This is a genomic window from Cohnella cellulosilytica, assembly GCF_042431195.1.
GTDB lineage: Bacteria > Bacillota > Bacilli > Paenibacillales > Paenibacillaceae > Cohnella > Cohnella cellulosilytica.
On record NZ_JBHMDN010000020.1, the window covers coordinates 177000 to 197795 of the forward strand.

A 20796-nucleotide genomic window follows, 5' to 3' on the forward strand; every position below is an offset into this window, starting at 1 on the left:
GAAAACGCTAACGATACATTTTGTACCTTCGGGAGGTTCACATGCTCCATAGAAGTAAGCAAATTCGCGCGATTTTGCTCCTGTCGTTCTCCGTTCTGCTCCTGCTCGGCGCCGCGCTGCCGACGGCCATGGCCGCGAACGAGGACGATATTACGGTCAAGATTAACGGAAAGACGGTTAAGCTGGCCGAACCGGCACAGCTCCTCGGAGGCAGGCTGTTCCTGCCGATCGCGAGCGTGACCGGTCTCCTGAACGCGCAAGCCGAATGGGATTCCGAGAATGAAGCGGTGACGATCCATACCGCCTATAAGGACGAAATCGTCCTCGCCAACGGAGTGCCCGTCGTCTACTTCAACGATTCGCGCTATGTCATGGAAGTTGCGCCGTTCTTCTCGGACGGCAGAATCTATATTCCGGTCCGCTACGTCGCCGAGCTGCTGCACGCGAAGATCAAGTGGGACCCGGAAGCGCTGCTCGCCGAGATCGATGCGGTCGAGCCGGCGGTCGTCGCCGAGGACTACGGCCTGAAGGAAATCGCCGAGGAATTCGGCGTCAACAAGACGGCGCTGCTAAAGCGAAACGGGCTGAAGAAGGCCGAGGACCTGGAGGTCGGAGCGAAGCTTCAGGTCGTCGTTCCTTCGATCTTCGAGAACGAAGCCAAGCCGTATACCGAAGAGGACTACCGGCTGCTGGCGAAGCTTGTGCAGGTGGAGGTCGGGTACGAGTCGTACGAGGCCCATCTGGCTGTTGCGAACGTCGTGCTGAATCGCGTGGCGGATTCGCGGTTCCCAAGCACGATTCGCGACGTCATCTACTCGGGCAAACAGTTCCCGCCCGCGCACAACGGCCTGCTCGACAAGAGCAAGCCGAACGCGACCGTCCTGCGCGCCACTAAAGACGCGCTGAACGGGAAGAACAACGTGAAGGACGCCGTCTATTTTTATAACCCGAGAGTGACCAAGGGGTCGTTCTGGTCCGGTCTGTCGACCATCGCCACGATCGGCAGCCATCGCTACGCCAAATAGACTATTCGAGGCCGAGCTCGCCGGCCCGCGCATTCACTTCCTCGATCATCCGATCGAGGCCTTTTTCTTTATAGCCGTCGATAATCGTCTGCCAGGCAGCTTCGACAGGCAAGTCGCTGATCATGACGCGGATCATATCGTCGCTGTCGAAGATCGTGAAGCCGTCTTTGGTCGGAGTGGAGAGCTGCGTCAGCTTCGGCTCGTACTCCTGCTTGCGGGTCGTCCGCATCGAATAGTCGACCAGTTCCCGCTGCGCTTCCTTGGCTCCCTGGGAGATGCCGGCATAATCCGGATTCAGCGCGTACATGCCATCCCAGTCGAGCAGATTGGCGAACGTGGAGAACGCCTTGTATTTGGTCACGACGCTGGCGCCCGTGCCGAGCGGGGTGATGCGGCCGTCCTCCTTGACGTAGTCCGCGTTCTCCAGGCCGAAGCGGCGCATCTCCTTGAATTCGTCCGTATTCAAGTAATCGAACAGCTCCAGAATGCGGGCCATCTTCCGGTCGTCCACCTTCGCGGAAATGTAGCTTTCCGACCAGAACGTCTTAAACAAGGCGTGGTACCGATTTCCGTCGATGGACGGGAGCGGCTTGAGCAGCTTGATTTTATCGTAGAAGGCCGAATCTTCGGGATGATGCTTGAGCCAGCCTTCCCTGTAGAGGCTCACGTCGAGTTTTTGCGCGCCTCCCGCCAGGATAAGCGCCGCCACCTTGCCTTCGGCGAATTTGTCTCTGGCCATCTCGCCGCGGGTGACCGGCAGGTCGGGATCGATCAAGCCGGAGGCGTAGAAGTCCCGCAGCAGCCGCAGGGATGCGATGGAATGCTTGGAGAATACGGCAGGGATATAACGGCCGTCCTCCTTGATCCACTTGAAGTCGCTGCCGCTGCCGTCGCTGGTGGCGGCGGGCGAGCCGTACAGCCAGAACAGCCCTCCGAGCAGCAGATTGCCGTTCGCGGTCAAACCCCGAATATGCTTGTTCTCCGGATCGCGGTCGACGATGGCCTTAAGCATGGCCCGGAACTCATTCCACGTCGCGGGCTCCTTGGCGATGCCGGCCTCCTGGGCCAGGTCCCACCGGTAAACGACAAGACGGTCCAGCACGTTGTAGTCGGTGCTGTCGTACGTCTGGCGCGGAATAAAATACAGCCTGCCGTCGTCCTTCAAGCCGTCGGTTCCGGGCAAGCTCAAATAAGCCTGCAGATGGGGGTAAGCGGACAAATCGTCCGGAATCGGCTTAATAACGCCGCGGTCTCGCCAGCTTCGGTAATATTGGGTGTTCACCGCATCGACGGAGAAAATATCGGGCAGCTGGCCGTTGGAAGCCCACATCTGGATTTGCTGCATGTAGTTTTCGATTTTGATCGGAATCGGCTTGATCGTGAGGTTAAGCTTCTGCTCGAGCAGCCTGAGCGCCGGATCGTCCTGCAGCATATTCTCGGCGAGATCCCAGAAGGCGACGGAAATTTCCATCGGCTCGGACTGCGCGGAGGGAGGCCGGCCGTCCGAAGACGAGCCGGAGCATCCGGCGAGAGAGGCGGCCAGAAGCAGGAGGGCGAGCGGCCAAGCGGCGGCGCGGCGCGAACGGTTCATGCTTTCTCCTCCCGTGGAGACCCGGCTTGCAGGCGGTACTGCCGGGGCGTTATTTTCTCGTATTTCTTGAAAATCCGGATGAAATAGAAGTAATCCCGAAACCCGACGTTCTCCGCGATCTCCCCGACCGAGAGGCCGGTTGTCTCCAGCAGCAAGCGAGCCTGCCGCAAGCGCGCTTGAGTCAAATATTCGGTAAACGTCACGTTCAGCTCCCGCTTGAACAGTTGGCTCAAGTAGTTGGGATTCATGTAGAAACTTCTCGCGATGCTCTGGATGGAGAGGTCGCTGCGATAGTTTTCGTTAATGTGCTTAACGATTTCCTTCAGGTTGGCATGCGCCGTCTTCCGCTCCGCCCGGGCGAACGGGCCGCGGTCCGGACCGCGCAGCTCCTCCCGCAGGCTGTCGATCATCGCATCGAAGCTGCGGTACAAGTGGTAAAGCTGATCCCTGCTGAAAATGTAATCCTCCTCGGGCGCGGCCGACAGATCGGAGGAGGCGTGAAAGTAGACGAGGTTGTAGACGATAAGCGCGTGTACGATGGTGAGGCCGCGTTTGTTCCCGGGCAGCGCCATCTCGCCGAGAAGCTCCCGCATCGCGGCGGTATCCTTCTTCGCGGCGCTCCGTTCGAGCTGCCGCACCAAGCGGTCGGCTGCCGTCTCGCCGGCCGGCTCTTCGCGGACATGCACGGCGTCCCGTCCGTGCACGAAGAAATTCCAGGCGTTCACGGTCGCCGCGTCCAGCGCCTTAACGGCGCTGCACAGCTTCCGTCCCGTGCGCGCGGCGCCAATGCCGAGAATATCCGCAGGAATCGGTTCGCGAATCAGGCCGCGCAGCAGCTCCGCTCCGGCGCACTGCACGAAATAGCCCGTCCGCGAGCCGCCCAGGTGAATCGCGGCGGCGCTAACGCCCTCCCGAAAGCTCAGCCGGCCTTTGCCGAGCGAGACGAGCACGTAAAGCAGATCCTCGTCGAGGCCGTTTGCCCGCAAAATCCGGTCAAACGCGGCTTCGCCGTCCTCCCCGGCCGGTTCCTCGATCAGCTCCAGCAGCTCGTTCTCGCGCTTTAACTGAACGTCCTCGATCGCCTTGGCCGCCGTCTTGAGCAGGGCGTCGATCTCGTGGTCGTCGAACGGCTTCAGGCAGTAGCCCAGCACGCCGTAGCTCAGCGACTTCTGCACGTAAGCGAACTCGGCGTAGCCGCTGATGACGACGATCTGGATGTCGGCGTCCGTCTCCTTGATCTGCTTGATCAGCTCCAGTCCGGACAAGCCCGGCATGCGAATGTCCGTGAACACGATATGGGGCTTCAGCTCCCGGACAAGCTGGAGCGCCTTGGCTCCGTTATTCGCCTTGCCCGCGACGCGGAAGCCCGCCTTGCCCCAATCGATTCCGGCCTCGAGGCTTCTGAGCACCAGATTTTCGTCATCGACGAGAAGCGCTTTGTACATCGATATCTCCTCCCGTTTGCGCAGCATGCAAAGGAATGTGCAGGACGATCCGGGTCCCCCGCCCGGCCTCGCTGTCGAAGACCAGGCCGCCGTCCTCGCCGTAAGCCAATCTGAGCCGGTTGTGGACGTTCAGGACGCCGAGCCCTTCGATCGGGGCGGCCGGCTCCCGACCGCCGCGCTCCAGCCCTTCCGGCGGAGCGTCCGGCTCCTGCCCGCCCCGGCCAAGCGGCGGCGTCCGCTCCGCCAACTGCCGCCGGATGCCCGCCAGCTTCTCCGCCTCCACGCCAACGCCGTCGTCGACGACGGCGAGGACGAGGACATCGTCCATTACGCGCGCGGAGATCAGCAGCCTGCCGGGCGTCGTCTTCGGCTCCAGGCCGTGGAAGATGGCGTTCTCGACGAGCGGCTGCAGAATCATTTTCATGACCGGCGCCTTCAAAGCTTCCTCGTCAAGCTCGTAGCTCACCTCGAAACGGTCCTCGAACCGGATCGACTGCAGGAAAACGTACGATTGAACGGCGGCCAGCTCCCGGTCGAGCGTCACCCAGCCCGGCCCCTTGATGCTGTAGTGGAACAGCTTGCCGAGCGCCTTCGTCATCTCGACGACGCGGTCCGCTCCGAGCTCCAGCGCCACGCCCTTGATCGATTCCAGCGTGTTGTACAGGAAGTGGGGGTTGATCTGGCTCCGCAAATAAGCGGACGCGGCTTTCTCCTTCTCGATCTCGGCCTCCAGCAGATGGGTCGTCGTCTCGACGAGCTTGCGGGCGAGGCTGTTCAGCTCGTTCAGCATCCCGTTCAGTTTCTCGGCTACGACCTTCATCTCCAGATTGCCCTCCAGCGTCAGGTCGTTTTTCGTCTCGCGGATTGCGCCCCCGGATTTCATGCTGTTAATGAACTTGACCAGCACCTGAATCGGGTGGACGATATTGTTGATAATCATCGCGAAGGGCAGCGCCATCAGAATGAGCGCGAACAGGACGATAAAGACGCTCTGTGTGCGCACCTTGTTCAGCTCGGCCAGCAGCGCCTCCTCCGGAATGAAGCTGAGCAGGGACGAGCGGATCGCGGGGAGCGGATGGAGCTGCACCGATCCCTTGATGCCTCCGATGGAATCCTTGACCGCGGGCTGCTCACCGGACATCCGGGCAAGCGCGTCGACGTTGCGGGCGATATCGGAGGCGTGCGTCCCGGGGAACGTCCGGCCGTTGCGGTCGATGAGGTAAAAGCCGGCCCCGAGCTCGGACTGCGGCGTATCGCTGGCGAAAAACATCGTCTCCACATTGGCGATAACCGCGATATAGCCGATCCGCTTGTCCGCCGATCCGTCCGTGCCGTCGGAATAGACGTTTTGGGCGAATACCATGACGTTCTGCAGCGTGCCGCTGTAGCTGAATTTCTGCAGACCGCTGACATAGACGCCGTCGCTGTCCACAATTTCCGACTCGAGCCCCCGCACGTATTCGATCCCTCCGTTAAGGCTGTATTTCGTGCCGCGCGCGCCGATCAGCACGATGTCCTCGATGCCTTGGCGCCCCGCCTTTAAGGAAATGATTTTGCGGTCCAGCTCCTTGCTCATCTCGTACAGCAGGCCGGGATTGACCTGCGTCAAATATTGCTGCAGGAACGGGTCGAAGCCGAGATTCAGCATGATCTGTCCGACCTCGTCAACCTTCTGGGACATGCCGAGCTTGAACTTGCGGACGAGCTCCTCGGTATACTGGCTGTTGTTGCGGATGACGATTCGCGACGTCTGCTCGTACAGCGAGTAGATGATCAGGAGCATGACGGCCAGCACGCATGCAACCGCTATCATAATTTGCGTTTTGATTTTCAGCTTTTTCAATACGCCCACGAGGTCACCGCTTTCCGCTCCAGGTATCCCGATTATATCACGATCCCTTTCCTGTCGAGACGAAGCGCGAATCACTTCTAACTGGAGTCCATGTTTATCTAACGAGAAGACATACTTTGCCGGGAGCAATAGCTAATCGCCGTCCATTTTAATCTAAGCCGGGGCCATACTTCGGCCGGCCGTTTCGCCCTATAATCGCATTGTAAGCGCGGTCAAACCAATTCATAGGGGGAATCGAACGTGAACAAAATCGGAAAAACCGGCATCTTCTCATTGCTATCGCTATGCCTGGCAATCGTGCTGCTGGCGGGCTGCGGCAAGTCGGCGGCGCCTTCGGCGTCGTCCGGCGAATCGCCCGGCGCGTCTCCGTCCGCCTCGCCGCCGGCCTCGGCCGAGGAATCCGCTCCCGCCGAGGAGAGCGCCTCCGCTTCGGAGCTGGCGGGCAAAGTCGTGTTCTGGTCGATGTGGAGCAATACCGAGCCGCAGGCCAAGGTCATCGAAGAGACGGTTGCGCAGTTCAAGGCGGACCATCCCGCCGTCGAGGTCGAGCTGAAGTTCAACGGCCGGGACATCAACAAGCTGATCAAGCCGGCGCTGGAGAGCGGACAGCAGATCGATATTTTCGAGCAGGACCCGGGCGCGGCGCTGGCCAATCTGAAGGATCACGTGCTGAAGCTCGACGAGCTGCTGCAGCAGCCCGCGGTCGGCGGCGACGGCAAGTCGGTCAAGGATTCGCTGATCCCGTCCCTGATCGAGTGGGTCAAGACGCTGTCGACGGAAGCCGGGCTGGAAGAGGGCTATTACGCCATTCCGCAGCAGCCTTACGCCGTGTTGTTTTTCTACAACAAGGCGCTGTTCGAGAAAGCCGGCATTACGGCGGTTCCGACGAGCTGGGAGGAGTTTCTGGCGGCGTGCGAGGCGCTTAAGCAGGCGGGCATCGAACCGATCACGTTCGACGACGCGTATCGCGACCTGTTCATCGGCGGCTACTTCGGCAGCGCGATGGGCAGCGACTGGACCGACAGCCTGGTGAAGGACAAAACCGGCGAGATGTGGAAGGACCCGATCGTTAAGCAATTCGCTTCCGATATGCAGCTGCTGCTGGAGAAGGGCTATTTCTCCAAAAAAATCGCGGGCAACAAGTATCCCGCCGGACAGCAGGATCTGGCTCTCGGCAAAGCCGGCATGTACTTGAACGGAACGTGGCTGCCGAACGAGGTCGCCGCCACGGCCGGACCGGACTTCCGCTGGGGCTCGTTCCAGTTCCCGACCGTGCCGGGCGGCAACGGCCAGGGCGGACTGGAGGGGCTGAGCTTCGGCGCGCAGGGCTTGCTGATGAACAAGAACGGCAGCAACATTCCGGCCGCGTTCGAACTCGTCAAATATTTGGTCGGCAAGAAGGCGCAGCAGGCGATGTCCGATCAGGCGCTGGCCATTCCGGCTACGCTCGATACCGGGTGGCCGGCTCCGCTGGCGGAAGCCGCGACCGCGTTCGGCAACGCCAAGACGAATATGCCGTGGGGCAACGGCATCGATAACGGCGGCGACTTCTCGACGGGCACGGTGCTCCCCGTGTTCATGGAGCTGGCGACGGGCAAGCTGAGTCCGGACGCCTACGTCGACAAGATGAGCGCGGCGGCCAAGAAGTTCTACGGCGGCTGATTCGATTCGGCGAGGAGGCCGGACGCGGCGGGCGGATTAGCCGCTCCGCCCGGTCTCCCGCAATAGCGATATGTCGGCGCGAGGGGGCCGAGCGCGCAAGGGGCATACGCGAGCCTCGGCTTCCGCTGCATGAGTTACGAACGGGAGGTGTCTCATGAAACTGAAGAAACCGGTCGTCGCTTTGTTTTTGGGGCCGGCCGTCGCGATCTATCTTGCCATATTCCTGTATCCGACGCTGCGGACGTTCGCGATGAGCTTCTACGATATTCCTTCGCTGTCCAGCAAGGTCGCGGAGTGGACGTTTATCGGCTGGGACAACTACGCGACGCTGTCCCGCAGTCCTTATTTTCTCGATTCGGTGAAAAATGTGTTGGGCATATGGGCGATCGGGGGCGCGCTTGTTTTCGCGTTCGCTTTCCTGTTCGCGGTAATTCTGACGTCGGACGTGCGCGGGAAGGCGTTCTGGAGATCGCTCGTTTTCCTGCCGAACACGGTGTCGGCCGTCGTCCTGTCCGTCGTCTGGCTGCAGTACGTCTTCAATTCCAGTTACGGCCTGCTGGCAACGCTGTTCGGGAAGCTGGGGCTGACGGGCTTGGCGGACATCCAGTGGACCGACAACGAGCATATCTATTATTCGATGATCATCGCGTTCAGCTTCGGCTCGATCGGCTATTTCATGCTCATTCTGAACGCGGGCATCGGCAGAATTCCGGCCGATTATTACGAGGCGGCGACGCTGGACGGCGCGAGCGTCTGGACGAAGTTTATGCGGATTACGATGCCGCTGCTGCGCGACGTGTTCCGGACGACGCTTGTGCTGTGGACGATTACGGCGTTTAACTTCTTCGTCTGGTCGGCGACGTTCGGGCTGGACGATCCGCACACGGTGACCCCGGGCTATTACATGTACCAGAAGGTGTTCGGCAAAGGCGGCAGCGTTTATTTGGAGGATTCGTTTAACGTCGGAGCGGGCGCGGGCGTCGGCATCCTCATTACGGTCGCGACGATTGCCGCTGCCGTCCTGATCGGCCGATTGTTCCCCAAAGACCGGCTGGAATATTAAGCGGGAGGCGATTCCATTGCGCAAAAACGGGCTGCGGCTGCTGCCGGCCTACGTGCCGCTGGCGGCATGGCTGGCGTTCTCCGTCGTCTTGTTCGGCTGGGTGATTCTGGCTTCGTTCAGCACGACGAGAGACATTTTCACCAACTCGCTGCTTGGCGGCGGCATTCAATTGTCCAATTATACCGATCTGTTCGCGCAGCAGCAGATGGGCCGCTATTTCTTGAACAGTATCATCTACACCGTCGCTTCGTGCGCGGGCATCGTGCTGATCGCCGCTCCCGCCGCCTATATTTTGGGACGGGTCAGGTTCAGAGGCTCCGGTCTTATCCATCTTATGTTCGTGTCCGCAATGTCGATTCCGGGCATTCTGATCTCGATTCCGTTGTTTTCCCTGTTCGTCGGAATGAAGCTGACCGGCTCCATCGCGACGCTCGTTCTCATCTACATCTGCACGAACATTCCGTTTGGCGTATTTTTTCTGACCGGCTTTTTCTCGTCGATTCCGAAGGAGTTCGAGGAGTCGGCGGCGATAGACGGCTGCGGCCCGATCAAGGCGTTCGTGCGGGTCATTCTGCCCGTCGCGCAGCCGGGCCTGATCACGCTGACGATCTTCAACTTCCTCGGCGTCTGGAACGAATATTTCTACGCGCTGATTTTCGCCAACGACGAAGGCACGCGGACGCTTGCGCTCGCGCTTCAATCGATCGTCTACGGCTATTCCAACACGGGGAATTACGGCGGCATTTTCGCGGCTTGCATGGTCGTGTTCCTGCCGAGCTTTGTCGTCTATCTGTTCGTATCCAAACGTATCATCGCGGGCATTACGATCGGCTCGGTCAAGGGCTGATTCGACTGCCGCCAAAGGAGAGGCGCTGGGATGAAGGTTTATACGTCTGTTATCGAGCTTGAGGGAGCGAGGCTGGAGGGAGAGAATCCGCTGCCGATGTTCGCGAGCCGTTATCCGCATCGCGAAGTGACGGAGGACGGCAGCTTTACACCCGAGCTGCGGGAAGGGTTCGGCGACGATACCGGGGAGCGCTATTTGCCGTATCGGATGCAGGACCGTTATACGCGGAAGCGCGCTCCGCTGGTGTTGAAAACAATCGTGCTGGAAAATGAGCGGCTTCAGGCCGTCTTTCTGCCGGACTACGGCGGTCGGCTGTACGCGCTGAAGGACCGTCGGACGGGCCGGGATATTCTGTACCGCAATCCGGTGTTCCAGCCGGCCAACCTGGCGATTCTGAACGCCTGGTTCTCGGGGGGCGCCGAATGGAATATCGGCCAGGTCGGCCATACGTTCGGAACGTGCTCTCCCGTCCATGCGGCTAGAATGCGGGATAGCGACGGCCATGAGTTTGTGCGGATGTACGAATACGAGCGCTGCCGCAGCGTGTTCTGGCAGATCGACTGCCATCTGCCCCCGGGCGCGAAGGAGCTGCAAATCTACGTTCGCATCGTCAATGACAACAAGCGGCCCGTGCCGATGTACTGGTGGACGAACATCGCGGTGGAGGAGACGGAGCGCTGCCGGGTGTTTGCGGCGACGGGCAAGGCGATCTATATTTCTCCGGAGCTGAGCGGCCACGGCGTCGGCGAGCTGCCGAGCCTGCCCTCGCTGCCGGGCGGGGACGCTTCCTATCCGCTGGAATTTCCGTTTTCCAGCGAATATTTCTTCCTGACGCCGGAGGAATGCCGTTCTCCGTGGGAAGCGGTCGCCTACGAGGACGGCCGCCTGTTCTACGAGCGTTCCACGGCGCGGCTGCGCTACCGCAAAATGTTCTGCTGGGGCCGGCACGCGGGAGGCCGGCGCTGGCGCGATTTTCTGGCCAAGCCGGGAGAGGGAGGCTACGTCGAAGTGCAGGGCGGTCTCGCACCGACGCAATTGCACGGGCTGCGGATGCCCGGCGGCTCGGCGTGGGATTTCACGCAGTTGATCGGCATGGATCGGATAGATCCGGAGGCGGCTCAAGCGGCGGACTGGAACGAAGCGCGGGCGGCCGTGGAGAGAACGGTGGACGCGCTGCTGGGCGAGGAGCGGGTGCTTGCGATTCATGAGCGGCTGCGGGAGCTTGCGAAAATGGAGGCGGGGGAACCGCTGCATGCCGCATCGGGCTGGGGTGCGCTGGAGCGGCTGCTCCGGGCCGGGCGGAAGGGCCGCTCCGTACCGAAGGGGCTCGCCTTCCCGGACAGTACGCTGGGCGAGCCGCAGCATGCATGGCTGGCGCTGCTGCGGGAGGGGAGGCTGCCGGAGACGGCCGCCGGGGACGTGCCGGCGTCGTGGATGGTGCAGGACGAATGGCGCGAGTTGCTGGAGGCGAGCCTGAGCGGCGGGGATAGCCGCGGCCGGAGCTGGAACGCCTATTTGCATTACGGCGTGATGCTGCTGGAGAGCGGCAAGGAGGAGGAGGCGGGCGAGGCGTGGGAGACATCGCTTCGTCTTCGGCCTTCGGCATGGGCGTATCGGAATCTGGCTCGTCTGGCCCTGCGCCAAGGCGACGAAGAGCGGGCGGCGTCCTGCTACGAGCGAGCCTATCTCGTGGCGAACGGCTTTCCGGACCGCGCGTTCGCCGAGGAGTATTTGCAATTGCTCGTGCGGCGCGGGGAATTCGAACGGGCGTGGCGGCTGTACGAGTCGCTGCCGGCCGAGCTGGCCGAAGGCGATCGGGTTCGCATCGTCGTCGGGGCGGCGGCGCTCGAGCTGGGCAAGGACGAGTATATGCGCCGGCTGTTCGAGACAGAGTTTGCCGTCATCCGCGAAGGCGAGACGCTGATCATCGACCTGTGGTACAAATACCAGGCGATGAAGCTGGCGCAGGAGCGGGGAACGGCGCTGTCGGAGGAGCTTCTGGCCGAGGCCCGGGCGCAATTCCCGCCCCCGGGACCGATCGATTTCCGCATGATCGGAGAATAACAAGCGGGCCGCGAACGGACGGAGGGAGACCTCCGCCGAACGCGGCCCGCTTTCGTTGCGGACTAGTTCAACTGAATCAGCTTCCATTTTTGCGCGGCGTTGTTCAGGTCGGTCCAGATCTGCACGTTGGTGCCGTTGGCCGTGCCGCTGCCGGCGACGTCGAGCGCTTTGCCGCTGTGCTTGTTGATCAGCTTGTAGCTCCCGCCGCCCGTATCGATCGGCAGCCAGAGCTGATTATCGCCTCCGTGGGAGGTCCAGATAATGACGTTGGAGCCGTCCGCGGTGCCCCAGGCGTCCACCTCGAGCGCTTTGCCGCTGTTCACGTTGATCAGCCGGTAGTAGCCGCCGCCGGAATCCAGCAGCGTCCACTGCTGGTTCGCCCCTCCGTGATCGTCCCAGATCGTCACATTGGCCCCGTCCGCTGTGCCCCACGCGTCGACCTCCAGCGCTTTTTCGCTGTTCGGATTCATCAGCCGGTACGTTTTGCCCGACGTAATGCCCATTTGATTGCGGTAGAATTCCACCTGATCGACGTCCGCCCACTGGGAGGAGGCGCTGTTGGACGCGTAGAAGCCGATCGTCGCCTTTCCGCCGCTCACTTGAATGTTTCCGATCGTCACCTGCGTCCAGGCCGTCGTGACCGGACAGGCCGCTTGCCTTATCGAGCCGCCGTAATCCTTCACTTCCATGACGCAGCTGTTTTGCCCGCCGCTGCTGCGCATTCGGGCGCTCATCGTGTACAGGCCGTCGTCCAGCCCGGTGACCGTTTGGCCGATATAGGCGCTGGCCGGTCCGCTTGTGCCCGCCAGTCCGATAAAGTAGGAGCCGTGAGCGGCGGGCAGGCCGACGCCGTCGTTCGCCCCGTGCAGAAGAATGCGCTGGGGGAAGTCGTCGCCGTAGGTCGTCCAGCCGGCAATATTGGCCGTCTCGAAGCTCGGGTTATTGACCAGATTCGTCTGCGCCGGCGTCATCGTATAGCCGAACTTCAAGTACACGCCGCTGGCCGGATAATCCGCGCTCGTGACGGCCGCGACCCGCGTGGAATCGATCGTCATCAGCGCATTCCAGTTGGCGGAGGTTGTGTTCGAGACGGGAAAAACGTTCGTTTTATGCTCCCAGGTCGCCCCGTTGTTCGCGCTGATCAGCGTATGCATCGACGTATAGGGATCTCCGGTGTTCGCGCTGCTTTCGTCCGTCTGGAACGCCGCGATCAGCCGGCCGTCGGCCAGCTTGGCGACGAACGGGGCTCCCGCCTTTTTGCCCGTGCCGTTCGGAACGTACAGCGTCTGGCGCGCGCCGGACCAGTTCAGGCCGTCGTTGGAGATTTTGAACTTGATCACGAATGGATGCCCGGGAACGTCGGATGCTTCGAATACCGTCATATAACGGCCGTCGTTCATGCGGGTAATGACCGGCATGCCGTCGCGCGACCCGGCGGCGACGCCGTCGCTGACCGTAAGGCGCGATCCCCAGCCGCTGCCGTTCCACGTTTTCATATACAGATTCTGCAGCCCCGTCGAGCCGGCGGCCGCCGGGCTGTCGTCCGCGTACAGCACGGCGATCGTGCCGTTGATGTTTTCCAGATGGGGCTCCCATACGCCTTTGAACGAGCCTGCGGTCGCCGAGACGATCAGCCCGCCCGGCAGGTCGCTCCACGTGCGTCCGCCGTCGGCGCTTCTCCGGACGTTAAGCGAGGTGTCGTAGGTGGAACCGCTCTGAATGACAAGACGGTAGGCGAGCCAGATTTCGCCTCCGGGAAGCACGAGCATCTGCCCGTTGCCGACGTTGCCGCTTGCGCTGCTGACGGCGGTGACCGGCGCGCTCCACGTCTGTCCGCCGTCGTTCGTGCGCGAGACCGCGATGCGGGTGTTGCCGCCGCCCGCGTTCGTGTCGAAGGAGAGGAGCCACTCGTTGGGACTGAGCTTGACCATCCGGGGATACCACACGCCTCCGGAAGAAGGGGAGAATACGGTGACGGTCTGGTTCGCCCAAGCCAAGCCTACGCTCGAAGCATAAGCCTGGGGCGGGGGCAGCAGCAGCGCGAAGCAAGCCAGCGCGATCAGCGCGGCCAAGGGCAGGCGTACGGCTTTTTTCCACATTCATCATCTACCTCCTGCGATACATAATATTGGAAAGCGCTTTCCTGAGTGGATTGTATCGCAAATGGTATAAAATAAGATATACTAAATAGCGGATAATTTTACGGATAAAAATTCCAATTCCCGCAATCGGAACGAGGAGCACAATGAGCCAACCTTTGTATAAACGCATTCAGGACGACATTCGGCAGCAAATTCGGTTGGGAGAGCTAAGACCGGGAGACATCGTCCCTTCGGAAAAAGAGCTGACGCTGCGGTACGGCGTCAGTCAAATTACGTCGAAAAACGCTTTGAACGGGCTGGTGGAAGAGGGACTGCTGGTGCGGCACCGGGGCAAGGGCACGTTCGTCCGGCTGCCGGAGGAGAGAAGCGACGCGGCCGCCGTCCATCCGGCCGGTCCGGGCGCGACGATCGCGCTTGTGCTGCCAACGATGAAGACGAAGGTCGATCAGAGGCTGCTCGACTCGTTGGAGAAACACGCCTCGGCCGCGCAGTACGAGCTGCTGATCCGCATCACGAGGGAGTCCCAGGAGCAGGAGTCCAGGGCGATTCAGCGGTTCCGCGAGCGGGGCGTGCAGGGCTTTATCGTGTTCCCGGTCGAGCAGGAAAACTATAACGACGCCATCCTTAGACTGTCCTTGGACCGCGTGCCGCTGGTGCTTGTCGACCGGTTTTTGAAGGAGATTCGCACGTACAGCGTAAGCTCGGACAATGTCGGCGGCGCCCGGGAAGCGATCGCCGCGCTGTTGGACGAGGGCCGAAGCCGCATCGTCTATCTGTCGACGGAAATCGCGAACACGGTGACGGAGGAGCGGGCGAAGGGCTGCGAGGCGGCCTATATGGAGCGCGGGCTGCCGATCGACAAAACGCTCTGGTGCCTGCTGTCCTTGCAGACGATTGCGGAGGGACGGGCGCTGGAGGAGATCGCGCGGTTTCTGGGCGAGCGGAAGGAGGCGACGGCGGTGTTCGCCGCCAACGCCGAGCTTGCCCGGTACGCCGAGAAGGCGATCCGGTCGGTGTGGGGCGATGAGGACACCCGGCCGAAGCTGGCGGCGTTCGACGATCCCGATCTTAAGGGCGTGCCTTTTGTCGGCCAGCTAGAGGACGAGATCGGCCGCATCGCCGTCGAGCTGCTGAAGGAGCAGCTAAGCGGAAGCTTCGAGCCAAGGCATGTCGTCGTCCCCGTGCAGTACCACCCTTCGCCGGAGTAGAGGAGCCCGCTGCAGATCACAGAGTCGTCCCGTAAAGAAAGGCGTACAAGATAATCGATGAGAAAAGAAGAAGCATCTATCTCCTGGAGACTGCCTCATACGTTCCTGAAATGACCCATTTACGGGTTTAGAAGTTCAAAATTTCAGGATCGTATAGCATCGGAAGGAGATAGATGCGACTTACACTATTTCATCGATTATCGTTCGGTACGCCTTTATTTATTTAGCAGACGACTCTTTTTTCACATCCGCCCGATTGCGCAAGGCCGATCTCAGTAGCGCAGCCAGTTCACGTCCGCGACGCTTCCGCTTGCGGGCCTCTTGAATACGAGATACAAGTCCTGCACGCCGACGGCCCCGGTAACGGGGATACTGATCGTGCCGTAAGTATCCCAGCTCCCTGTCGAGGGAAGCAGCAGCGAGCCGAGCAGCGTGCCCGTCGGACCTCCGGAACGAAGCTCCAGCGTGGCGTTCGTATTCGTCGTCGCATAGCGGACCTCGATCGCGGATACTCCGTTCGGGCCGAAGTTCACGTTAGAGTAGCCGGCGTAATCGCCGTTGTCGGATTTGCCGAGCTTGCCGCCCCCGCCCGTATCCGAAGTGGCGCTTACGGTCAAGCCATGCTGAACGGAGAAATTCTCGGCTTCGATCGTCGTATGCGTCGTGTAGCTGAACCAGTTGATATCCGCCACGCTGCCGGAGGACGCCTTCTTGAACACCATGTATACATTTTTGATGCCGGCCGCTCCGGTAACGGGAATGCTGACGGTTTGATAGGTTGTCCAGCTTCCCGTCGACGGCAGGAGAAGCGAGCCCAGAAGCGGGCCGTCGGGCCCGTCCACGCGGAATTCCACCGTGCCGTCCGTGTTCGGAGTCGCGTATCTGAGCTGGAATTCGTTCGTTCCTTCGCCCAAATTGAGATTCGTATAGTAGACGTAATCGTTATGGTCCGTCGATCTGACCATGCTGCCCCCGCCCTCGTCCACCGTGGCCGCTATGCTGACTTTATAGGAGCCGGAGTAATCCTCCGCCTCGACCTTCGCGTATCCCGGCCCGGGAATGACGGGGATGGACGTGCGCAGCAGTGTGGGATACACCCAGGAAAAATGATGGACGCGGCCGGAGCTGCCGTTCAGAACCGCCCCTACGGGACGATATTGGGTGACATAGATTTCGTAATCCATGTCCTGATAAATCTCCGCCATCGCCTCGTACAGGTTTAACGGGTACTGATGCGAATTCAGCGAGCCCGGGTAGCCTTGGTTGCTTCCGTAAGGCCACTGGCTCACGTGTCCGTTGACGTAATAGAACAGCGTATCCAGCGCCAGCTTGATGCTCTTGCCGCTCGGCGAAACCCAGTTGAACAAATCTTCTCCCGTGGCGTTGCGGACGACCTCGGCCGCCGCCGTCATCGGCGACAGCGCGAAATAGTGATACCACAACGAGTTGGAGCCCCGCGTCGCTTCCTCCGGCAGAAAGCCGTTCGCGTCGATCGACGTATCGATATGGTCTTTCAGATTGGCAACCTCCGCCGCGAAGGCGGTCGCATTATCGGTGAAGTGGTAATAAGAGAGCTGCGCGTACAGGCTCCAGTCCCACCAGTTGTTGCGTCCGTTGATCCCGTCCCATTTCGGCAGCCATACGGATGCGATCCAGTTCGTAAATTGCGTCTGGTCCGTCGCGCTCCAGCCGGCGTAATCCTTGATCAGGTCGGCGGCATGGATCAAGCCCACGCCCAAATAGGCGGATACCAGCGCTCCGTCCGTCCCCGTGACCGAAGTATTCGTATACGCCCAGCCGTTGATCAGCTCCTTGGCTTTGTCGGCGTAGACGTGATTTCCGGTAAACCGGTAAGCCAGAGCGGTCGCATAGGCGGCCGAGGCGTCGATCTCCATCCTCAGCTTGGCCGCGTCGTGTCCCGCCGAGTCCGCGTAATACCCGGGAATGTTCCATATCGCAATCGCATGACTGGCGACGGACAAGCCGTCGTCTGCGTCCTCCAGCATCGCCTCGTAGGCTTCCTTCCATGGCGACAGCTCGGCATTTACCTTCGATTGAATCGTCGTCAATTCATTGGCCGTGACGGAGCTTCCCGGATGGGAATAAGCTCCGGCCGTCGCGGCCAGCAGCAAAGACAGAGCCAACGCGACCCCCAGACCGATTCCGTGTCGAATCCCTTTTCTCATAACGAATCACCTTTCCCGATTGAAATGGATAAAGCGCTTACAGCAAGCGGCGATCATGATCAACTCCATTATATCGATGGAGACCGTCTCGAAAAGCCGCTCGGCGCAAGTCGATGAAAAGATTCATGCGCTTCGCGATTGTTCAGCCGAAAATCGCGAAATCGTTCACTTTTTGCGAATTAATACGATAGCCGGCGACGCGCTTCCGACCGTAGAATCGAGTCGAGAACAGCGAATCAAAGGAGAATTGTCGCATGGTGAAAAGAAGTCCTTTCCTCAAAGAGCTCGTCACGAACCGGATCATGTTCCTTATGCTGCTTCCGGCAGTGCTTTATTTTCTAATCAACAACTATTTGCCGATGGTCGGAATCTATTACGCGTTCACGCGGTTCGACTTTTCCAGGAGCTTGTTCAACAGCGCTTTCGTCGGCTTCGAGAACTTCGAGTTTCTATGGAAGTCGGGCATTCTGCTGCGGCTTACGATGAATACGCTGGGCTACAACGCGGCGTTTATCCTGCTCGGCAACGTCGGGGCGATCTTCCTGGCGATTCTGGCAAGCGAGCTGAAGCTGCGATGGTTCAAGAAGCTGACGCAATCGATTCTGTTTCTGCCTTACTTCGTTTCCTTCGTTATTTTGAGCGCCATCGTCTACAACGTGTTCAACTACGAGAGCGGATTTCTGAACACGCTGCTGAAGAGCTGGTCCGTCGAGCCGGTCGATATCTATAACCTCCCCTGGGCGTGGATTCCGCTCATTATTTTGTTCTACTTATGGAAAAACGTCGGCTACAGCATGGTCATTTACCTGGCGACCATTACCGGCATCAGCGAGGAGTATTACGAAGCGGCGAAGATCGACGGAGCGAACATATTCCAGAGGATACGGTACATTACGCTTCCGATGCTGAAAACGACGTTTATCATTCTGCTGCTCTTCTCGCTAGGCAGCATCATGAAGGGGCAGTTCGATCTGTTTTACCAACTGGTGGGCAACAACGGCCTGCTCTATAACACGACCGACATTTTGGACACGTACGTGTACCGCTCGTTAAAGGTGACGTTCGATATCGGAATGGCTTCCGCGGCCGGACTCTATCAATCCTTGTTCGGGTTCATTCTGGTCATGACGGTCAATACGATCATTCGCAAAACAAACGAAGAGTACGCCCTGTTCTAGGAGGAACTAGCATGAAAATCAAAGAGGACAAGTACGCCGGACTGTTCCGGTTCATCTCCTATACGGTCATTTTGCTGACCTCGCTGGCTTGTTTGTTTCCGTTTCTTCTGATTCTGTCCGCCTCGTTGACCCGCAACGAGGCGTTGATCAAGGACGGGTATTATCCTTTCCCGCGAGAGTTTTCCTTCGAAGCCTACGAGCTCGTCTTTCGCGTCCCCGACCAGGTGCTGAGAGCTTACGGCGTGACCACGCTGACGACGGTCGTCGGCACCCTGTTGGGCCTGTTCTTCTTGACGATGGCCGGTTATGTGCTGCAGCGCAAGGATTTCAAATACCGCAATTTCTTCTCGTTTCTGATTTATTTCACGACCCTGTTCGGAGGCGGACTTGTCCCCTGGTACATTCTGCTGACCAAATATTTGCGCTTGACGGATACCTACGCCGTGCTGATTTTTCCGGGGCTGATGACGCCGTTCCTGATCATTCTCATGAAGAACTTCATCCGCTCCGCCGTGCCGGAGGAGGTGTCCGAATCCGCGAAGGTGGACGGCGCCAACGACTTTACGATCTATTATCGCATCGTGCTGCACCTTTCCCTGCCGGGCATCGCGACGGTCGGACTGTTCCTGGCGCTGGCTTACTGGAACGACTGGTTCCTGTCCTCGCTCTTCATCAACAAGCAGAGCATGTACCAGCTTCAGTACTACCTGTATAACGTGATCAATACGATCTCCTTCATTACGCAGATGGGCGCAGGCACCGGCGTATCGCTGGGAGCCAGCATCCCGACCGAGTCGACGAAGATGGCCATGGCGATTGTCGCCACAGGACCGATCCTGCTGCTGTATCCTTTCGTGCAGCGCTATTTTGTCAAGGGACTTACGATCGGGGCTGTCAAAGGTTAGAACCGCGCTCGGGCGTCTCGCCCCGACGGCGGCTAACATATATACTAAAACCAAAGGGAGGATTTACATGTTTTACGGAAAGAGGCTTATGATCGGAATGTTGGCATTAGGCACGCTGGCTCTTGCGGCTTGCGGCAATAACGGCGGAAACGGCGCTTCCGGTTCGACGGCATCCCCCTCGGCAGGCGGCACGACAGCCTCCTCGACAAGTCCGGAAACGGGCCTCGATATTTCCAAGCCGGTCACCCTGGAGTTCTATATGCTGGGAGACGCTCCGAAGGATCTCGACGTCATCCAGGGCGAAATCAACAAAATGGCCAAGGAAGAATTGAACGCCACCGTTAACTTCAACTTCACGACGTGGACCGACTGGGATCAGAAGTACAAGCTGCTGCTCTCTACAGGCCAGCAGATCGATCTGATTTTTACGGCGGACTGGACGCAGTATCAAGCCTATGCGAGCAGCGGCGCTTTCCTCGAGCTGGACGAGCTGCTGCCGAAGGCGGCTCCGAAGCTGCAGGCTTTCGTTCCGCAAGACATGTGGGAGGCCGTCAAGGTCAAAGGCAAGATTTATACCGTTCCTGCGACCTATAAGGAATATGTGAACAACGGCTTCGTCTATCGCGAGGATTTGCGCGCCAAGCACAACCTGCCCGTGCCGAAGGATCTGGCAAGCTTCGAGGCTTACATGGCAGGAATTGCGCAATACGAACCGGATCTGCAGCCGCTCGCGAACAACGTAGGGATTACGGACAACCTCGTCAACCCGCTGCGCGACTTGCGGGACGACTCGATCGGCAACCCGGTGCCTTACGGAATCGGGATCAAATACCATGCCCCGTCCGACGTGTATTCCTACTGGGGCTCCGACGAGCAGCTCGAGGATTTGAAGCTGATCAGAAGCTGGGCGGAGAAAGGCTACATTGTCAAAAACGTCCTTAACGTCAAAGACACGCCGCAGGATTCGATCATTACGGGCAAAGCCGCCGCCATGCTGGCCGACAATCCGACCCGCTACAACGAGACGTTAAGCAAAATGAAGTCGACGCATCCCGATTGGGAGCTCGGATATACCTCCCATGCGGAGGTGCGGGGATTCGCGACTCCGGTTCATCCGATCCATAACGGCTTCGCGATTCCGAAGAACAGCACGAACCCGGAGCGGGCGCTCGCTTTCTATGAGAAATTGGTGACGGATAAGCGCTACAACCTGTTGACCCAATACGGAATCGAAGGCACGCACTATACGGTGGAGGACGGGTATTACAAGATGATCGGCGACAGCACGTCCACCGGCTTCCCGCGCGAAGGCATGCAGGGGTGGGCATGGCGCAATCCGGAATACATGCTGTTCGAGCCGAGCTACGATGGCGTGAAGAAGATTTTCGACGAGCTGGACAAGATCGCCAAGCCGGACCTGTACACGGGCTTCGCCGAGGATTACTCGTCGTATCAGGCCGAGCGCGCCGCCCTCGAGCAGGTGGAGAAGCAATACTTCTATCCGCTGTACGCCGGCTTGATCGCCGATATCGAAGAAGGACTGAAGACGGCGATGGAGAAGGCCAACAAGGCCGGGCTGGAGAAAATTCAGCAAGCCTACACGGAGCAATGGCTGAACTATGTCGCCGAGCAAGGAATCCAGTAAGCCGCAAAGCGCGCTGGGATAGT

At 59.7% G+C, this 20796-nt stretch carries 14 protein-coding genes; 9 read left to right on the top strand and 5 right to left on the bottom strand.

Annotated elements, in window-relative coordinates; translation table 11 throughout:
- The first annotated feature begins 41 nt into the window (after window positions 1-41).
- A complete protein-coding gene (locus ACFFT4_RS15935) occupies window positions 42-1025 on the top strand; it encodes a cell wall hydrolase (protein WP_378049234.1) in 984 nt (327 codons plus the stop codon).
- A 1-nt stretch (window position 1026) separates the two neighbouring features.
- On the opposite strand, the gene ACFFT4_RS15940 is transcribed toward ACFFT4_RS15935, so the two are convergent.
- From ACFFT4_RS15940 to ACFFT4_RS15950, 3 genes are read right to left on the bottom strand one after another with little or no spacing between them, the layout of a single operon-like run.
- Window positions 1027-2616, bottom strand: coding sequence for an extracellular solute-binding protein (locus ACFFT4_RS15940; protein ID WP_378049236.1), 1590 nt, complete (start codon window positions 2614-2616; stop codon window positions 1027-1029).
- Window positions 2613-4061 carry a response regulator transcription factor gene (locus ACFFT4_RS15945; RefSeq protein WP_378049238.1) on the bottom strand — a complete coding sequence of 483 codons (1449 nt, stop codon included), beginning with the start codon at window positions 4059-4061 and terminating at the stop codon, window positions 2613-2615. The genes ACFFT4_RS15940 and ACFFT4_RS15945 overlap by 4 nt, the downstream gene beginning before the upstream one ends.
- A complete protein-coding gene (locus tag ACFFT4_RS15950) occupies window positions 4036-5913 on the bottom strand; it encodes a sensor histidine kinase (RefSeq protein WP_378049240.1) in 1878 nt (625 codons plus the stop codon). The genes ACFFT4_RS15945 and ACFFT4_RS15950 overlap by 26 nt, the downstream gene beginning before the upstream one ends.
- 240 nt (window positions 5914-6153) lie before the next feature.
- On the opposite strand from ACFFT4_RS15950, the gene ACFFT4_RS15955 reads away from it, so the two are divergent.
- The 4 genes from ACFFT4_RS15955 (at window position 6154) to ACFFT4_RS15970 (ending at window position 11549) form a co-directional block, all read left to right on the top strand.
- The gene (locus ACFFT4_RS15955) at window positions 6154-7575 is read left to right on the top strand and encodes an ABC transporter substrate-binding protein (protein WP_378049242.1); all 1422 of its coding nucleotides are present in this window, start codon (window positions 6154-6156) and stop codon (window positions 7573-7575) included.
- Between the two features lie 154 nt (window positions 7576-7729).
- A complete protein-coding gene (locus tag ACFFT4_RS15960; protein ID WP_378049244.1) occupies window positions 7730-8638 on the top strand; it encodes a carbohydrate ABC transporter permease in 909 nt (302 codons plus the stop codon).
- Window positions 8639-8654: 16 nt separating this feature from the next.
- Window positions 8655-9485, top strand: coding sequence for a carbohydrate ABC transporter permease (locus ACFFT4_RS15965; protein ID WP_378049246.1), 831 nt, complete (start codon window positions 8655-8657; stop codon window positions 9483-9485).
- Between the two features lie 30 nt (window positions 9486-9515).
- The gene (locus tag ACFFT4_RS15970; RefSeq protein ID WP_378049248.1) at window positions 9516-11549 is read left to right on the top strand and encodes a DUF5107 domain-containing protein; all 2034 of its coding nucleotides are present in this window, start codon (window positions 9516-9518) and stop codon (window positions 11547-11549) included.
- A 62-nt stretch (window positions 11550-11611) separates the two neighbouring features.
- Here the strand turns inward: ACFFT4_RS15970 and ACFFT4_RS15975 are convergent, their stop codons facing one another.
- Window positions 11612-13648: an RICIN domain-containing protein gene (locus ACFFT4_RS15975; RefSeq protein WP_378049250.1), complete on the bottom strand. Its 2037-nt coding sequence runs from the start codon at window positions 13646-13648 to the stop codon at window positions 11612-11614.
- Window positions 13649-13794: 146 nt separating this feature from the next.
- On the opposite strand from ACFFT4_RS15975, the gene ACFFT4_RS15980 reads away from it, so the two are divergent.
- Window positions 13795-14859 carry a GntR family transcriptional regulator gene (locus ACFFT4_RS15980; protein ID WP_378049252.1) on the top strand — a complete coding sequence of 355 codons (1065 nt, stop codon included), beginning with the start codon at window positions 13795-13797 and terminating at the stop codon, window positions 14857-14859.
- Between the two features lie 272 nt (window positions 14860-15131).
- Here ACFFT4_RS15980 and ACFFT4_RS15985 read toward each other — a convergent pair whose 3' ends face one another.
- On the bottom strand, window positions 15132-17045 hold the full coding sequence (locus ACFFT4_RS15985; RefSeq protein ID WP_378049254.1) for a carbohydrate-binding protein: 1914 nt from the start codon (window positions 17043-17045) through the stop codon (window positions 15132-15134).
- 254 nt (window positions 17046-17299) lie between these two features.
- Here ACFFT4_RS15985 and ACFFT4_RS15990 point away from each other — a divergent pair, with 254 nt between their 5' ends.
- From ACFFT4_RS15990 to ACFFT4_RS16000, 3 genes are all read left to right on the top strand, one after another.
- Entirely contained in the window at window positions 17300-18223 is a 924-nt protein-coding gene (locus ACFFT4_RS15990) for an ABC transporter permease (RefSeq protein ID WP_378049256.1), read from the top strand.
- A gap of 11 nt (window positions 18224-18234) precedes the next feature.
- Window positions 18235-19128 carry a carbohydrate ABC transporter permease gene (locus ACFFT4_RS15995; protein ID WP_378049258.1) on the top strand — a complete coding sequence of 298 codons (894 nt, stop codon included), beginning with the start codon at window positions 18235-18237 and terminating at the stop codon, window positions 19126-19128.
- A gap of 67 nt (window positions 19129-19195) precedes the next feature.
- Window positions 19196-20773, top strand: a complete 1578-nt coding sequence (locus tag ACFFT4_RS16000; protein ID WP_378049260.1) for an extracellular solute-binding protein — start codon at window positions 19196-19198, stop codon at window positions 20771-20773.
- The last annotated feature ends 23 nt before the right edge of the window (window positions 20774-20796 follow it).

Excerpts from the sequence above, each read along its gene's own strand:
- ACFFT4_RS15935 (WP_378049234.1), top strand. The coding sequence starts at position 42 with ATGCTCCATAGAAGTAAGCAAATTCGCGCGATTTTGCTCCTGTCGTTC.
- ACFFT4_RS15940 (WP_378049236.1), bottom strand. The coding sequence starts at position 2,616 with ATGAACCGTTCGCGCCGCGCCGCCGCTTGGCCGCTCGCCCTCCTGCTT.
- ACFFT4_RS15945 (WP_378049238.1), bottom strand. The coding sequence starts at position 4,061 with ATGTACAAAGCGCTTCTCGTCGATGACGAAAATCTGGTGCTCAGAAGC.
- ACFFT4_RS15960 (WP_378049244.1), top strand. The coding sequence starts at position 7,730 with ATGAAACTGAAGAAACCGGTCGTCGCTTTGTTTTTGGGGCCGGCCGTC.
- ACFFT4_RS15970 (WP_378049248.1), top strand. The coding sequence starts at position 9,516 with ATGAAGGTTTATACGTCTGTTATCGAGCTTGAGGGAGCGAGGCTGGAG.
- ACFFT4_RS15975 (WP_378049250.1), bottom strand. The coding sequence starts at position 13,648 with ATGTGGAAAAAAGCCGTACGCCTGCCCTTGGCCGCGCTGATCGCGCTG.
- ACFFT4_RS15980 (WP_378049252.1), top strand. The coding sequence starts at position 13,795 with ATGAGCCAACCTTTGTATAAACGCATTCAGGACGACATTCGGCAGCAA.
- ACFFT4_RS15985 (WP_378049254.1), bottom strand. The coding sequence starts at position 17,045 with ATGAGAAAAGGGATTCGACACGGAATCGGTCTGGGGGTCGCGTTGGCT.
- ACFFT4_RS15990 (WP_378049256.1), top strand. The coding sequence starts at position 17,300 with ATGGTGAAAAGAAGTCCTTTCCTCAAAGAGCTCGTCACGAACCGGATC.
- ACFFT4_RS15995 (WP_378049258.1), top strand. The coding sequence starts at position 18,235 with ATGAAAATCAAAGAGGACAAGTACGCCGGACTGTTCCGGTTCATCTCC.
- ACFFT4_RS16000 (WP_378049260.1), top strand. The coding sequence starts at position 19,196 with ATGTTTTACGGAAAGAGGCTTATGATCGGAATGTTGGCATTAGGCACG.